10 protein-coding genes are annotated in these 15589 nt (G+C 78.5%); 3 read left to right on the forward strand and 7 right to left on the reverse strand.

Going from position 1 to position 15589, the window contains the following annotated elements; translation table 11 throughout:
* Positions 1-19 precede the first annotated feature (19 nt).
* Positions 20-451 carry a type II 3-dehydroquinate dehydratase gene (gene aroQ, locus ACRYR8_RS05765; RefSeq protein WP_432483159.1) on the reverse strand — a complete coding sequence of 144 codons (432 nt, stop codon included), beginning with the start codon at positions 449-451 and terminating at the stop codon, positions 20-22.
* Between the two features lie 94 nt (positions 452-545).
* On the opposite strand from aroQ, the gene ACRYR8_RS05770 reads away from it, so the two are divergent.
* From ACRYR8_RS05770 to ACRYR8_RS05780, 3 genes are all read left to right on the forward strand, one after another.
* Complete coding sequence (locus tag ACRYR8_RS05770) at positions 546-1229, forward strand: DNA-3-methyladenine glycosylase I (protein WP_432483123.1); 684 nt, start codon at positions 546-548, stop codon at positions 1227-1229.
* 82 nt (positions 1230-1311) lie between these two features.
* Positions 1312-2688, forward strand: a complete 1377-nt coding sequence (locus ACRYR8_RS05775) for an NAD(P)/FAD-dependent oxidoreductase (protein ID WP_432483124.1) — start codon at positions 1312-1314, stop codon at positions 2686-2688.
* 22 nt (positions 2689-2710) lie between these two features.
* Positions 2711-3325 (forward strand): TOPRIM nucleotidyl transferase/hydrolase domain-containing protein, encoded by a 615-nt coding sequence (locus ACRYR8_RS05780; protein ID WP_432483125.1) that lies wholly within the window; start codon positions 2711-2713, stop codon positions 3323-3325.
* A 47-nt stretch (positions 3326-3372) separates the two neighbouring features.
* On the opposite strand, the gene recD is transcribed toward ACRYR8_RS05780, so the two are convergent.
* The 6 genes from recD to ACRYR8_RS05810 all read right to left on the reverse strand — a co-directional run bounded on the left by recD (position 3373) and on the right by ACRYR8_RS05810 (position 15564).
* A complete protein-coding gene (recD, locus tag ACRYR8_RS05785) occupies positions 3373-5313 on the reverse strand; it encodes an exodeoxyribonuclease V subunit alpha (protein WP_432483126.1) in 1941 nt (646 codons plus the stop codon).
* Positions 5310-8678, reverse strand: coding sequence for a UvrD-helicase domain-containing protein (locus ACRYR8_RS05790; protein WP_432483127.1), 3369 nt, complete (start codon positions 8676-8678; stop codon positions 5310-5312). The genes recD and ACRYR8_RS05790 overlap by 4 nt, the downstream gene beginning before the upstream one ends.
* Positions 8675-12109: an exodeoxyribonuclease V subunit gamma gene (gene recC, locus ACRYR8_RS05795; protein WP_432483129.1), complete on the reverse strand. Its 3435-nt coding sequence runs from the start codon at positions 12107-12109 to the stop codon at positions 8675-8677. The genes ACRYR8_RS05790 and recC overlap by 4 nt, the downstream gene beginning before the upstream one ends.
* Positions 12110-12161: 52 nt before the next feature.
* Positions 12162-13595 (reverse strand): threonine/serine exporter family protein, encoded by a 1434-nt coding sequence (locus ACRYR8_RS05800; RefSeq protein WP_432483161.1) that lies wholly within the window; start codon positions 13593-13595, stop codon positions 12162-12164.
* Between the two features lie 162 nt (positions 13596-13757).
* Positions 13758-14141, reverse strand: a complete 384-nt coding sequence (locus tag ACRYR8_RS05805; RefSeq protein WP_432483130.1) for a hypothetical protein — start codon at positions 14139-14141, stop codon at positions 13758-13760.
* 151 nt (positions 14142-14292) lie between these two features.
* Positions 14293-15564 (reverse strand): cation:proton antiporter, encoded by a 1272-nt coding sequence (locus ACRYR8_RS05810; RefSeq protein WP_432483131.1) that lies wholly within the window; start codon positions 15562-15564, stop codon positions 14293-14295.
* Positions 15565-15589 lie beyond the last annotated feature (25 nt).

The raw sequence follows: 15589 nt of genomic DNA on the forward strand, positions 1-15589 counted from the left end.
CCGCGGAGCCCCCAGGAGCCTACGCGCGGCGCGCGGCCAGGAAGCGCACCGCCAGCGCGTACCCCTCCACCCCCAGGCCGGCGATCACGCCGGTCGCCACGGGGCTGATGAAGGAGTGCCGGCGGAAGTCCTCGCGCGCGTGGACGTTCGACAGGTGCAGCTCCACCAGCCCCGCCCGCAGCTCCGCGCAGGCGTCGCGCAGCGCCACGGAGGTGTGCGTCCACGCGGCCGGGTTGAGCACCACGGGGGTCCCGGCGTCGGCGGCCTCGTGCACCCACGCGAGCATCTCGTGCTCGGCGTCGGTCTGGCGCAGCTCCACCAGCACGCCCAGCTCCTGCGCGAGCCGCTGCAGCGAGGCGTCGACGTCGGCGAGCGTGGTGGTGCCGTACACCTCGGGCTGCCGCGTGCCGAGGCGGCCCAGGTTCGGGCCGTTGAGGACCAGGATGCGCAGCACGTCGCGGACGCTACCGGCCCCCACCGACACGGGCGGGACCGCCACCGGGCGCACCGCCGACGTGTCGGGGCCGGGTGCCACCCTGCGCGACGTGACCAGCCCCGGCCCGAGCGCACCCGGCACGACCGCACCCGGCACGACCGCACCCGACGCCGGCGGGGTGTTCCGCTGCTTCGGCACCGGCGACCCCCTCTACGAGCGCTACCACGACACCGAGTGGGGCCGGCCGGTGCACGGGGACGCCGCCCTGTACGAGCGGCTGTGCCTGGAGGCGTTCCAGTCGGGGCTGTCGTGGCTCACGGTGCTGCGCCGGCGCGAGACGCTGCGCGCCGCCTTCGACGGCTTCGACCCCGAGCGCGTCGCCCGCTACGGCCCGGGCGAGGAGGCCCGGCTGCTCGCCGACCCGGGGATCATCCGCAACCGCCTGAAGGTGCGCGCCGCGGTGGAGAACGCCCGCGCCACCCTGCGGCTGGCCGAGGAGGGCCCGGGCCTGTCGCAGCTGGTGTGGTCCTTCGCGCCCGCCGAGCCCGGGCCCGCACCCCTCGAGCCCGCCGACGTGCCCGCCACCACCACGGCCTCGACCGCGCTCGCGAAGGCGCTGAAGGCCGCCGGCTTCCGCTTCGTGGGCCCCACCACCGCCTACGCGGCCATGCAGGCGTGCGGCCTCGTCGACGACCACCTGGCGCGCTGCCCGGCGCGGCGCGCGGGCGCCGGACGGGACGCCGGGCGGGTGGCGCCCGGCCCCGGAACGGCCCCCGGGGGCGTCCCGGGCTGAACCCCGCGGGAGCAGCGTGCAAGGATTCTTCCCGTAACGGGAAGCCACGGTCCCGGCGACGGAGAGACAAGAGGTGTCCTACATGGTCGATCGACAGCGAGTCGTCATCGTCGGAGGGGGCTTCGCCGGCCTGTACGCCGGCAAGAAGCTGGAGAAGCTCCTCCCCGCCAGCACGGCGGAACTGGTGATCGTCAGCCCCACCGACCACCTCACGTACAGCCCGCTGCTGCCGGACGTCACCGCGTCGGTGCTCGAGCCCCGCCACGTCGCGGTCTCGCTGCGCCAGGCGCTGCCGCGCCACCGGCTGGTCGTCGGTCACGTCACGTCGGTGGACGTCGAGGCCAAGACGATCACCATCACGCGCAACGGGCCCGAGGGGACCGGCGACGAGTCGCAGGTCCTGTCCTACGACCGGCTGCTGCTCGCGCCCGGCTCGGTCACCCGCCGCTTCCCCATCCCGGGCGTGGCGGAGTCGGCCCGCGGGGTCAAGACGATCACCGAGGCCGCGTTCGTGCGCGACCACCTGGTCAACCAGCTCGACGCGGCGGACTCCCTGCCCGACGACCCGCGCTTCGACGCCGAGCGCGCCGAGCGCATGACGGTCGTCGCGGTCGGCGCCGGCTACACGGGCACCGAGATCGTCGCCCAGACGCAGCGCTGGCTCAAGCGCGTCGCGGACCGCTGGTCCAAGATCGACGTGGACGACGTCAAGTGGCTGCTCATCGACGTCGCCCCCGCGGTGCTGCCCGAACTGGGGCCGCGCCTGGGCCAGTACGCGCTGTCCGCGATGAAGGCGCGCGGCATCGACGTGCGGCTGGGCGTGTCGGTGGCCTCGGTCGAGGGCAACGTCATCAACCTCACCGACGGCACCCCGGTGCCCTCGCGCACCCTCATCTGGAACGCCGGCATCATCGCCAACCCCCTCATGGGCACCCTCGGCCTGCCGCTGGAGCGCGGCCGGCTCGTCGTGGACGCGCAGATGCGCGTCACCGACGACGTCTGGGCCGTCGGTGACGCCGCCGCCGTGCCGGACCTCGCCAAGGAGAAGCCGGCCGACGGCCCCCAGCCGGTCACCCCGCCCACCGCGCAGCACGCGCAGCGCCAGGGCACCGCGGTCGGGCAGAACATCGCCGCCAGCTTCGGCATCGGCCAGGCCAAGGAGTACGTCCACAAGGACCTCGGCCTCGTCGCCGACCTCGGCGGGCTGACCGCCGTGGCCAAGCCGCTGGGTGTCGAGCTCACGGGTCTGCCCGCGAAGATCGTGGCGCGCGGCTACCACCTGTTCGCCCTGCCGAGCATGGCGAACCGGGTCCGGGTGCTCACCGACTGGGCGCTGCACGCGCTCCTGCCGGTGCAGGCCGTGGCCCTGAACCAGACGCGTTCCGAGGACGCGCTGATCACCACCGCCCAGAACACCGAGATCTACCCCAAGGCCGAGGACAAGCCCAAGGTCGGCTGACCTGGAGGAGTTCCGGCACGACGTGACCGAGGACGTGGTGGCGCAGGTCGCCGCGTTCCTCGGCACGAGCACCGCACGGGCCCGGAGGCTGGCGCGCACCGCGCTGCCCCCGGGCTTCGTGCGTTCTGCGGCCGCGGCGGCCACCCACGGGTGTCCGGTGCTCGTCGTGGAGGGCGCGACCGACGCCGCCGTGCTCGCACCGCTGCTGGGCGCGGCGGCGGCAGAGCCGTCCAGGGGTACCGCGACCCCGGTGGTCCTCGCCGCCGGCGGCAAGCACGTGCTGCCGCTGGCCGCAGCCGTCGTGCAGGCCCTCGGGGCCGACTGGCACGTGCTCGTCGACGGCGACGCCGACGGCTGGCGGCGTGCCGCCAACCGTTCCCGCGCCCGCGCCGTGCACCGGCGCAGCACCGCCGGGGTGGTGCGGCTGCTGCCGCCTCAGCGGTGCACGGTCCTGCCCGACGCGCTGGAGGCGGAGCTGGCGCGCTGGCCGTCGTTCGTGGCGGCGCTGCAGCGGCACGGCGGGGAGCTCACCGGCCCGGCCGCCAAGGACCCCGCCCGGTACGCCGCCGCCGCGGCCGAGGCCCGCACCGCCGACGCCCCGGAACGGCTGCTGGCGCTTCGCCGGTCCGGCGGCTGACGCCGTCGCGCAGCCACCCCCGGCTCCGACCCCCTCGACGTGACCGGTCAGCGGCCCAGGCGCGCTGCCAGGCCCGTGGCGCGCGCCAGCGGACGGCCCACCGCCACGGTCACCGCCTCCACCGAGCCCACCACCCGCACCCGGTGCCGGGCGCGCGTCACGGCCGTGTAGAGCATCTCCCGCGTCGCCAGCGGCGAGCGCGCCGGAGCCGCCAGCACCGTCACCGCCCCGAACTGCGAGCCCTGGCTGCGGTGCACCGTCATGGCGTGCACCGGCTCGACCGCGGCCAGCCGCGCGATCGGCACCAGCAGCGGCCCGTCGCCGCGCCCCACGGCCACCACCAGGTCACCGCCGGAGTCCAGGACCACCCCGGTGTCGCCGTTGAAGACGCCCGCCGAGGCGTCGTTGGTGGTGACGATCACCGGCAGGCCGACGTAGCGCCCGTCCGGCCGCGGCCGCACCCCGAGCTCCTCCACGGACCAGCGGTGCGCCAGCGCGCTCCAGTGCGACACGCCGCGCCCGCCGCGGCGGTGCGCGCACAGCACCCGGTGCGCGTCCAGCGAGGTCAGCGCCGCCTCGGCGTCGCCGCGGCGCGCGGCGTCCACCACCTCCCGGGCGCGCGCCACGACCTCGGCGCGCACGACCTCCAGCGCCGCACCGGCGACCGGCTCGTCCTCGGCGACCTCGTGGAACTCCACGCCCTCGGCACCGGAGCGCAGGACGTCCAAGACCGCCCCGGCGTCGCCCGCACGCACCGCACGGGCCAGCTCGGCGATGGGGCCGCCGGCGGTGAAGCGGTGCGTGGTGCGCAGCAGCGCCACGCCGTCGGCGACGGCGCCCCCCGCCCCGGACGTCGCCGCTGCGGACCCGGCGGGGACGTCCGGGGCGGGGACGGCCAGGGCGGGGGCGACCAGGTCGGCCAGCACGGCGCCGACCTCCACCGACGCGAGCTGGTCGGGGTCGCCCACCAGCACCAGCTGGGCCTGCGGGCGCAGCGCCGCCAGCAGGCGCGCCACCACGCCCAGGCCCACCATCGAGGCCTCGTCGACGACCACCACGTCGTGCGGCAGGCGGTGCTCGGCGTCGTAGCGGGCGCGCACCGACCCGGGCCGCAGCCCCAGCAGGCGGTGCAGGGTGGAAGCGCTCGCCCCGGCCAGGAACGCCGCCTGCTGCGGGGTGAACACGCCCGCCGACCCGGCGGCCGCGGTGACGGCCTCGGTCAGCCGTGCCGCGGCCTTGCCGGTGGGAGCGGCCAGGGCCACCCGCGGCGGGGTGCCGTCACCGGCGAGGTCGTGCAGCGCCGCCAGCAGCCGGGCCACCGTCGTCGTCTTGCCGGTGCCCGGCCCGCCGCCGAGGACGGCCACGCCCGAGCGCAGGCACACCTCCGCGGCGCGCCGCTGGTCGGAGGGCTCCGCCTCGCCGGGCCAGAGCCGGTCCAGGACCTCGCGCACCCGCTGCACGTCGTGGGCGGGGGCGCGCGCCGCGCGCCGGCGCAGGTCCTCGGCGACGGCGACCTCCAGGCGCCAGTACCGGTCCAGCCACAACCCGTCGTCCACCACGTGCACCGGCCGCGCCGGTCCGCCGGCGACCGCGCCCTCGGCCGCCAGCGGCTCGTCGTGCACGGCCGTCAGGACGCTGGCGCGCACCGCGCGCAGCCACGCCACCGGCTCCGGCCAGGGCGCCTGCACGACGCCGACGACACCGGTGTCCTCCTCGTCCTCGGGCACCACCGTGGCCGGCGCCTGTCGCAGGTGCAGCACCACCGAGCCGTGCCGCACCGCGCGCACGGCCAGCGCCACGGCCAGCAGGACCCGCTCGTCGTCCTCGCCGGCGACCGCGCCCAGGCGGCGGGCGACGTGGACGTCCGCGGCACGCAACAGCCCCAGGGCGTTGAACTCGCGCAGCAGCCCGGTCGCGCTGCGCACCCGGGTGGCGGCGCGCTCGGCGCCCACCGCGCCGTCCGCGGGGGTGGTGCTCGGTGCGCTCATCGGGTCCTCCCGGCCAGCAGGTCGGACAGGTCGGTCACCAGCGCCGCCGGCGGGTGCCACGACCACACCCCCGGCGGGGCGGCCCCCCCGCCCGGGCCGGCCACCGCGTCAGGCCCGCACATGCCGCGCAGGAACAGGTACAGCACGCCGCCCAGGTGGACGGCGGGGTCGTAGCCGCTCTGGCGCCAGCGCAGGAACCGGTGCAGCGCGACGCAGTACAGCAGCGCCTGCAGCGGGTAGTGCGCCTCGCGCACGGCGTCGTCGAGAGCCTCGCGGCGGTAGTGCCAGGCCGTCAGCGCCTCGCCCGGGCCGGCCAGGCGGTTGGTCTTGTAGTCCACGACGAGGTGGGCGGGCCCGCGCGGGCCGGGCCGGCGCAGCACCGCGTCGATGGAACCGGTGAGGTAGCCGCGCAGCACCTGCCCGCCCAGCAGCGGCTCCTCGAGCGCGTCGGCGTAGCGGTGCACGGGGTCGGCCGGGTCCAGGTGCCGGCGCAGCAGACCCGCCACCTCACCGAGCAGGTGCCCGGAGCCCTCCCCGGCAGCGTCGCCGCCGCCCAGGGGCAGCTCGAAGTCCAGCTCGGCGAGCCGGTCGGACACCGCGAAGCCCTCCAGCGCCGCCCCGCCGGCCAGCGGTCCCAGCGGGGTGCGCAGCACCGGGTCCAGCGCGGCCGCCAGCGGCTCGGCCAGCTCACCGGCGAACTGCTCGCGGGCCAGGGCCGCCAGGTGGGAGGGCCGGTCGGGCGCGGCGGGGTCGAAACCCTCCAGGACGGCGTGCACGAGGGTGCCGAAGCCGGTGCCGGCGGGCAGGTCGGCCAGCGGGGAGGGCACCTCGCGCCAGCGGGCGGTCTCCGGGTCGGGCGCGGTGCCCGGACCGGGAACGGCCACCACCTCCAGGTCGGTCTCGTCGCGGGTGCCCTGCTCCCCCGGACCGGTGCGCACCAGGGGGGCGTCGTGCAGGCCGCGGGTCAGCCCGCTGTAGGAGGTGCGCCGCCACAGCTCGTCGACGCGGCCGCCGAACACCGCCGGCGGGAGCGGGTCGGCGGCGGCGGGCGCGGGCAGGACGGGCCGGGACGCGCCGTCCCGGTCCGTGCGCTCCACCAGCACCCCGCCGCCCGGCCCCGCGAGGCGACGCAGCTCCTCCAGCACGTCCGCCTCGGCGGGCACCGGCACCGACGGCGGCGGCGCCAGCGGGTCGGGCGCGAACAGCAGCCGGTGCAGCGGGCTGTCGGCGGTGCACCGCGCCGGCGCCCACCAGACCAGCAGCCGGGAGACGGCGCGGGTCAGCGCCACGTACAGCAGCCGCAGCTCCTCCCCCGCGCTCTCGGCGTCCTCGGCGGCGCAGGCCGCGGCGTGACCGGCGCTGCCCGGCCCGCCCACGTGCAGGGTGCGCACGGCCGGCGCACCGGCGTGCGCCACGGGCAGGCGCTCGTGCGAGCCCGCGGAGGGCGCGTCCCAGCCGAACGGCACGCACACCACCTCGAACTGCAGGCCCTTGCTGGTGTGCACGGTCGCGACCTGCACCGATGCGCGGTCGGTGTCCAGGCGGCGCGAGCGCTCCACGTCCACGTCGCCGTCGGCCTCGTCCACCCGGGCCCGCAGCCACGACAGCAGGCCCGCCGGCCCGCGCCCGCCCGCGGCGGCCTCGGCGTGCAGCACCTCGCACACGTGCCGCAGGTCGGTCAGGTGCCGCTCGCCGCCGGTGGTGCCCAGCAGCCGCGCCGGCAGGGCGTGCTCCTCGGCGATCGACGCGAACAACCCCGCCACCCCCCGCTCGGCGAGCACCGCCGCCCACGTCCGAAGGCGCACGGCCGCGGCGTCCGTGGCGCGCTCACCACCGGCGTCCAGCTCCTCGGCGGTGCACCCCACGAACGCCGACAGCACCAGGCGCCGCACCCGCGCCGTGCGGTGCGGCTGCTCCAGCGCCTCCAGCAGCACCAGCCAGTCGCGAGCCGCTTCGGTGCTGAACACGCTGGGGCCGCGGCTGAGCACGCACGGGACCCCCGCCTCACGCAGCGCCTCCTGCACCAGCCGCGCCTGGGTGCGGGTGCGCACCAGGACGGCGACGTCACCGGCGGCCAGCGCCCGCCCCGGCGAGCCGTCGCGCGGACGGACCTCGTGCCCGGCGGACAGGACCGCGGCCACCTGCGCGGCGACGTCGGCGGCGACCTCCGAGCGGGCCCGCGCCAGCAGCGGCAGGCCGGCGCGGTCGGTGGGCAGCCCGGCCCGCGGCAGCACCCGCAGCCGCACCGGCGCACCGTCCTCGGCGCCGGCGGCGTCCACCAGGGCGGCGCGATCGTGGGCGGGGCGCACCCCGTGCACCACGATGCCCTCCTGGCCCAGCGCCGCGCCGCGCAGCAGCCGCTGCACGCCGTGCACCACGGCCGGGTCGCTGCGGTGGTTCACGTCGAGGGTGGCCTCGTGGTCGGCTGCGGCGCGGGCGGCGAGGTAGCTGTGCACGTCGGCGCCGCGGAAGGCGTAGACGGCCTGCTTGGGGTCGCCGACCAGCACCATCGGGCGCACCCCGTGGAAGGCGAGGCGCAGCACGTCCCACTGCACGCCGTCGGTGTCCTGGAACTCGTCGACGAGCACCACCCGGTAGCGCAGCCGCAGCCGCTCGCGGGCGACGGCGCCGCTGACGGGTGCGGCGAGCGCATCGCGCAGCCGCACCAGCAGGTCGTCGAAGCCGAGCACCCGGCGGGCGGCGCGGCGGCGGGCGGTCTCGGCGCGCACCGCGGTGGCGAAGCGCACCCTGAGGTCCGCGGGCGAGCGCGGCGCCCGCTCGGCCGGTTCCAGGCGCGCGCCGGGACGGGCGACGGCCGCGCGCCCGACCCGCAGCGCGCAGTCCCGGTCGAAGGGCAGCGGCTCGCGCACGGCCCAGCGCAGGTAGAGGTCGTCGCAGACCTCCTCCACGAGGCCGGACAGGTCCTCCACGAGCGCGGCGCCGGGGTCGACGTCGGCGGCGGTGCCCAGGACGGTGAGGACCTGCTGGCAGAAGCCGTGCACGGTGGTGATCGTGGCGGCGTCGAAGGACGCCAGCGCGTCGCCCAGGCGCGCGCACCGCGCGGCCACCTCGCCGGGGTCGGCGGCGGCCAGGTGGCGCACCACCGCATCCGGGTGGCCGGCGGCCGCGGCGGGGTCGGCGAGGGCGTCGCGGGTGCGCAGCAGCCGCTCGCGCACACGGGTGCGCAGCTCCCCGGTGGCGGCGCGCCCGAACGTGACGACGAGCAGCTCCTCCACGCGGGCCCGCCCCTCGGCGACGTAGCGGGTGACGAGGCCGGCGAGGGTGTGGGTCTTGCCGGTGCCGGCGCTGGCCTCCAGCACGGTGGTGCCGGTGGGCAGCGGGCCGGTGGGGTCGAACGCGCTCACGCGGCCTCCAGGTGCCGGGCGGCCAGCAGGGGCTGCCACACGCGGCGGGCCAGCTCCGCGAAGGAGGCGGGGGTTCCCGGCGGGGCGCCGGGGGGCGGGGTCCAGGCGAGCAGCTCGGCCACGGGCACGTCGCGGCCCCACAGCAGCCGGTGCTCCTCGTCGGCGTCCTCGCGCGGCCAGTCCCAGCCGGACTCCCACTCGCGGGCGGCCGCGGCGGTGCAGTTCGCCGGCGACATCCCGCGCGCGGCGGCCGAGGCCCAGGCGTGGCCGGTGGCCACCGGCAGCGGCAGCGGCAGGCGCAGGCCGGTGAGCCGCAGCGCCAGCAGGTCCGCCAGCGCCCGGCGCGCCGCGTCCGGCGGCACGGGCCCGAGGCGGACCACGGCGGTGCTGCCGCGCTCGCCGCGGCCCACGACGACGGCCGCGCGGGGCGCGTCCGGTTCGGCGAGGGTGAGCGCGAGGACCTCCACCCAGGCGCGCAGCTCCTGCCTGGCCTTGAGCCGGGAGTAGGTGACGGTGACCGCCGCGGCGGCCGGGCCGGCACCGGCCGGGCGCACCCCGCGCACCGCACCGCTCAGCCGGGTGCCGTCCAGCTCCAGGTCGACCTCGACGGTGCGGGCGGGTGCTGCGGTCCAGGGCGCGGCGGCGGCGACGAGCTGCTCGACCGCGCCGCCGACGCGGCGCAGCACGGCCGTGCCGAGCAGCCCGGGCGGCAGGTCGCCGCGGGCGGTCTCCAGGCGGGCCACGTCGGCGGCGGGGGTGCCTGCCAGCCGCGCCGCGAGGCAGCGGTCGCCCACTGCCCACTCGGCCAGCCCGTCCAGCTGCACGGGCAGGGCGTCGTCGGGCTCCTCGGCGCGGGTGTCGGCGGCGACGTCGAGGCGCTGGCGCAGGAACCCGCGCGCGGGGTGCTGCCAGAACCGCACGAGGACGTCGAGGTCCACCTCGCGCGCGCCGCCGGGACCGGCGCCGGGCTCCGGCAGCGCCCGGGTCAGGAAGGGGGCGGGCGGGCGAGGGACCGCCGCGGCCGCCACGGCCCCGGCGCGGGCGGTGGTGTCGAAGCTGAACGCCCCGTCGCGGCCGAGGGCGCCGTCGGTGAAGTTGCGCACGTCGCTGGGCTGCAGGGGGTGCTGCACGAGGACGCGGTCGCGCACCCGGGCTCCGCCGACCGGCGCCAGGGCGTCGAGGGCGTCGAGCAGCTCGCCGACGGGGACGGCCGGCGGCAGGGCGGCGCCGGTGCGCACGTCGCGCCCGGTGAACAGGACGAGCAGGTGCTGGCGCGCGGCCAGGACGGCGTCCAGGAACGCCTGGCGGTCCTCCGTGCGCGGGTCGCGGTCGCCCACGTGCGGCGCCCGGGCCAGCGGGTCGTCGCCGTCGGGGGCACCGGTCCGGGGGAAGGCGTCGTCGTCCGCGCCCAGCAGGCACACCACGCGGTGCGGCACCGCGCGCATCGGGCCGGGGGCGCAGACGGTCAGCGCCCCGGTGCGGAACGGCACGCGGGTGGCGCCGCCGGGGCGGGCGGCGAGCAGGGCGGCGGCGTCGGCAGGCCCGACGGGGGCGGCGCCGGAGCGGGCGGCGCGCTCGCGCACCCGGCCCAGCTCGCGGCGCACCTGCGCCTCCCACCAGGCGGCGTCGGCGGGGCTGGCGCCGAGGTCGAGCACGCTCTCCAGCAGGGCGTCGCACCACTGCGCGACGGTCCGCCTGCCGGTGAGCCGCTCCGCAGCGGCCTCCAAGCGGTCCAGCAGCTCGGCGAAGCGGCCGGCGAGGTCCACGCGGCTGGACTCCACGTCGGCCAGGGGGGCCACGGGGTCCTCCCGGCCCGCGGAGGGCAGCAGGTCCCCGCCGAGGGCGACGCCGACGAGGAGGCGGTCCATCCCGGCGCGCCAGGAGCCCTGCCGCACCTCCCCCAGCCGCCAGGCGCGCCGGTGCGCGGGGCCCAGGCCCCAGTGCACGCCGGCCTGCACGGCCCACTCGCGCAGCTGCTCCAGCTCCTCGTCGTCGAAGCCGAAGCGCAGCCGCACCGGCTCGGTGGAGGCCAGGTCGAGCACGTCGGTGGCGCCGGCGCGGCCGGCGGCGAGGTCCAGCAGGCGGGCGGCCAGCGCCAGCAGCGGGTTGGCCTGCAGGGGGGAGCGCTCGGCCACGGACACCCGCAGCGCCGCGCCGGGGTGGCTGTCGGTGGCGAACACGGCGCTGACCACGGGGGCGTAGGCGTCGACGTCGGGGCAGACCACGAGCACGTCGCGCGGCTGCAGGGTCGGGTCGGCGTCCATGAGGCCGAGCACCGCCTCGCGCAGCACCTCCACCTGACGGGTGCGGCCGTGGCAGGCGTGCAACTGCACGGAGCGGTCGTCGGCCTCCAGGGGCTCGAGCGGGGCGGCGGGGTCGTCGGCGGCCAGCGCCCGCTGCAGGCGGCCCAGCAGGGTGACCGGTGCGGAACCGGTCGGCGGGGCGGGCGGGGGGTCGTGGAGGGTGTCGGCGTGGCCGGGGGCGAGCCGGGCCAGCCGCACCTGCAGCTCGCGGACCTCGCGGGAGCAGGACCGCAGCAGCGGGTGGCGCACGAGCTCGCCCGCCTCCCGCTCCCAGCGGTCGCGGGAGGGGTCGCCGGCGCCGGCCCGGGCGCGCGGGGCGAGGGCGTCCCACAGCCGCGGGGAGGGGTGCGGCAACCACAGGTGCACCTCGCGGTGCTCGGCCAGCGCGGCGAGCACCTCCAGGCGCGTGGTCGCCAGCGGTGCGACGGCGACCACGCCCAGGCGGGCGGGCACCCCGGGCACGGGCGCCCCGGCGCGCAGCTGCGCGCACGCCTCCGGGAGCAGCTCGGCGGGCGCGGGCACGCCGGCGCACTCGCGCACGCGCCGGAACACCTCCGGCCACCAGCGCAGGTCCTCGGGCAGGTCCGCGGCCGCGGCCGGGTCGCGGGCCCAGCGGGCCGGCAGGTCGGGCCGTGCGGTGCCGAAGCGCTCCAGCAGCGCGGCGAGGCGGGTGGCGACGGCCACGCGGCCGGCGCGGGGGGTGATCTCGCCGGCCCCGGCCTCGCGCAGGTGGTGGCGCAGCACGGCGAGGGGGTCGCCGGGCCCGCCGGGGGCCTCGGCGGCGATGCCGTCCAGCACCTGCAGCACGTGCCAGGGCAGGGCGTCGGTCTCCCAGCCGCTGATCGACTCCGCGTGCCGGGCGCCGAGCGCGGCCACGACCTCGTCCAGGAGGGCGGCGGTGCCGCGGAAGTCCACGCCGGCGCAGACGCCGTCCGCGGCCCGGCCGCCGGGGGTGGACGCGCCGAGGTGGTGCGACAGCCGCTGCGCGACCCACCGCTCGGTGCCGGCCGCACCCACGGCCAGCAGCTCGGGGGCGAACGGGTCGGCGCCGGGCGCCGGGTGGGCGAGGGTCCCGGCGAGCGCCGTGACCAGGGCATCGGCGTCCCGGGAGCGGTGGACGTGCAGCACCCGCACTGTCTACCCGACGTCCCCGACAGCGCCCGGGCCCGGGCGCCGGGGCTCAGAACCGGCGGTCCAGGGCGCGGCGGCGCACCAGGCGCTCGACGCGGTCGAACTCGCGGCGCAGGGGGGTGGAGCAGAACTCCCCCAGGGTGATGCCGGCGGCCAGGGCGAGGGCGGTGCCGAGGGCCTCCACGAGCAGCGCCAGGCCGGCGGAGGTGCCCCCGCCCACCAGCGTGAAGATCGCCCGGTAGATCGCCAGGCCGGGCAGCAGCGGGACGATGCCGCAGATGGACACGACCAGGCCCGGCACCCGCCAGCGCCAGGCGGTGCCCTCGGCGAGCAGCCCGACGACCAGAGCGGCCACGCCGGCCGCGGCCGCGGCCCCGGCGCCGACGGCCAGGGCGGCCGCGGAGACCGCGGAGGCGGTGCCGCCGGCGAAGGCGGCCAGGGCCACCGCGCGGGCGTCGGCGTAGCCGGTCACCGCCCACGCCAGGGCGGCGGACGCCCCGGCGGCGATCTGGACGAGGACGGGCGGTGCCGTGGTGTCCGCGAAGGTGAGCGTGAGGGTGATGCCGGCGCGCTGCCCGAGGTCGAGGACCCCGGCGATGCCCAGGACGAGGCCGGCGGTGAGCACCACCGTCTCGAAGGCGCGGGCCCCCGCGGTGACGTAGAAGCCGGAGATGGCGTCCTCGGCGGAGCCGACGATGGACAGCCCGGCCAGCAGCACGACGATGCCCGAACCGACCACGAGGGACGGCGGCAGCACCCCGATCCACTCCGGCAGGTGCGGTTGCCACAGCAGCAGCGCCAGCGCGACGCAGGTGGCCAGGGCCGCGCCGGCGACCTGCTGGAAGAACGCGGGCAGGCCGCGGCGGTGCAGCACGAACAGGAGCACCTGCAGGGCACCGGTGGTGACGGCGGCGGCCACCGCCACCGGCCAGCCGCCGCCGAGCACCACGGCCACGGACACGGCCAGGCCCACCGCGCCGAGGGAGGCCACGGCGCCGCGGTAGGGGCGCCGGGCGGTGAGCAGCCGCTTGAGGCGGTCGTCGAGCTCGGCGGCGTCCAGGCCGGTGCCGGCCTCGTGGGCGAGCTCGTACAGGGCGGACAGCCGGGAGTAGTCGGTGCCGCGGACCTGCACGACCCGCACGTCGGTGAGCGGGACGCCGTCGGCGCCGGCGGTGGAGACGACGACGGCGGTGAAGGTGATGTCGACCTGGGTGCGGCGCAGGCCGGCGCCGACGGCGGCGCGCAGGGTGAGGGCGGTGACGTCGGCGGCGGAGGCACCGCACGACAGCAGCGCCTCGGCCATGCGGGTCAGCGCGCGCAGGGCCGCCAGGACGTGCTGCTGCTGGTCGGGCACGGCGTCGTCGGCCGCGCTGTCCGCGCCGGCGGGCACGTGCCCGGCGAGGCGGCCGGCGAGGCGGGCCAGGCCGCCTCGGACGGCCCCGGCCAGGGGGCGGCCGGACAGGCCGCGGCCGGGCAGGAGCATGGGCACGACGAGGACGCTACCCGGCGGCGCGCACCGGGGAGCACCCCGCCTCGCACCGCCCGCGACCCCGCCCACCACCCGGCCCCGCGCTCGCGGTGACCGTGCGCCGTCAGGGCGTCGACCGTGCGGACCACCGCGGGGGGCAGGTGCGCCGGGCAGGGGTCAGCAGACCAGGGCCAGGTCGGCGACGACGGCGGCGGGGGCCTCCTCGCAGCCGACGCCGGCGGTGCCCAGGGACACGACCCGCCACTCACCGGCGGCGTGGTGCAGCACGACGGTGGCCGGGTCCAGGGCGGCCGGGTCGGCCGGCTCCAGGCGGGCGGCGGCCCAGGCCGGGTCGCTGCCGGCGGTGCGCACGCCGGTCACGGCGTAGCCGTCCGCGGGGACGCCGGCGGTCTGCGGGCTTCCGGTCACCGCGCGGGTGATCTCCTGCGCGGTGCCGGCGGGCGCGGGGCCGGCAGCGGCGGGCGCCGTGGCGGCGAGCAGCGCCAGGGCTCCGGCCGCGGGGGCGGACAGGGCCAGGGCGGTGCGGCGGGTGCGGGTCACGGGGCCTCCTCGGTCGCGTCCCGGCGGTGGCGCGGGACGGTCCCGCTCCGGTGCGACGCACTCCTGTGACGCGCGCCGGCGCCGGTCGGTTGCACCGGGGCGCGCACCCCCACGGTTCCTGCACGCCGCACCCGGCGCGCGCACAGCTCCCTCACACGTGGGTGCCGGCGATCTCCCCGGGGTCCTCGGAGCGTGCCCGGCGCCGGCGGCGGGCGTCCAGGCGCCGCACCACGGGTGCGGCGCTGGCGCCGTGCACCAGCACCGACAGCGCCACGGTGAACCCGACGGCCGCCCACAGCCGGTCGGCGGGGAACCGCCCCTCCCCCAGCGCCCAGGACAGGTAGAACAGCGAGCCGACGCCGCGCACCCCGTAGGCGGCGATGACCGTGCGCTCGCGGGGACCGCCGCGCGTGCCCAGGAGGCTGAGGTAGCCGACCGCGGGCCGGATCACCAGGACCAGCAGGGTGCCGACGACGGCCAGCTGCCAGGTGAGGGCGGACAGCAGGCCGTCGGCGAGGGCGGCGCCCAGCAGCAGCAGCAGCCACGACGTGAGCATCCGCTCGACCTGCTCCACGAACCCGTGGGCCACGCGGTGGGCGCCGTGGGAGCGTTCGGCCGCGCGGATGGTGCAGGCCGCGACGAACACGGCCAGGAAGCCGTAGCCGTGCAGCAGCTCGGCGATGCCGTAGGCGAGGAACGTCACGGCGAGCGCCGTGAAGCCCTCCACGTCGTCGGCCAGCCGCAGCGCAGGCAGGGCGGAGCGGAAGAACAGAGCGCCCAGGAGCTTGCCGACGACCAGGCCGACGGCGACGCCGACGACGGTGCGCAGCAGGAGGTCCTCGGCGACCCAGCCGCCGAGCGCGCCGGCGGTGGCGCCGGCGGTGGCGAGCACGACCGCCAGGTGCACGACGGGGAAGGCTGCGCCGTCGTTGAGGCCCGCCTCGCTGGTCAGGGCGAAGCGCACCTCGTCCTCGGTGCCCTCGTCGTCCGCGGGCTCACCCACCTGCACGTCGCTGGCCAGGACGGGATCGGTGGGGGCCAGCGCGGCCCCCAGCAGGACGGCCGCCGCGACGGGCAGACCGGCCAGGGCGCTGCCGGCGAGGGCGACGAGCGCGATGGTCAGCGGCATCGCGATGAGGATGAGCCGCCAGGTGCTGGCCCACCTGCGCCACCCCACGGGGCGGTCGAGGGCGAGGCCGGCGCCCATCAGCGAGATGATGACGACGATCTCGGTGACGTGCGCGGTGACGGCCTCGTGCTCCATGGGCTTCACGGCCGGCAGCCCCGGCACGAGGCCCAGCAGGACACCGCAGGCCAGGAACGTCATGGGCAGGTTGACCGGCAGCCGGTCCACCACCCTGGGGAGCATCGCGGCGACGAGGGCGCTGCCCCCGGCGAGGGCGAAGAGGACGGCGTAGAGCACGAGGTTCCCGTCGTGGGGTCGAGCG

The organism is Kineococcus esterisolvens, from assembly GCF_050871405.1.
GTDB lineage: Bacteria > Actinomycetota > Actinomycetes > Actinomycetales > Kineococcaceae > Kineococcus.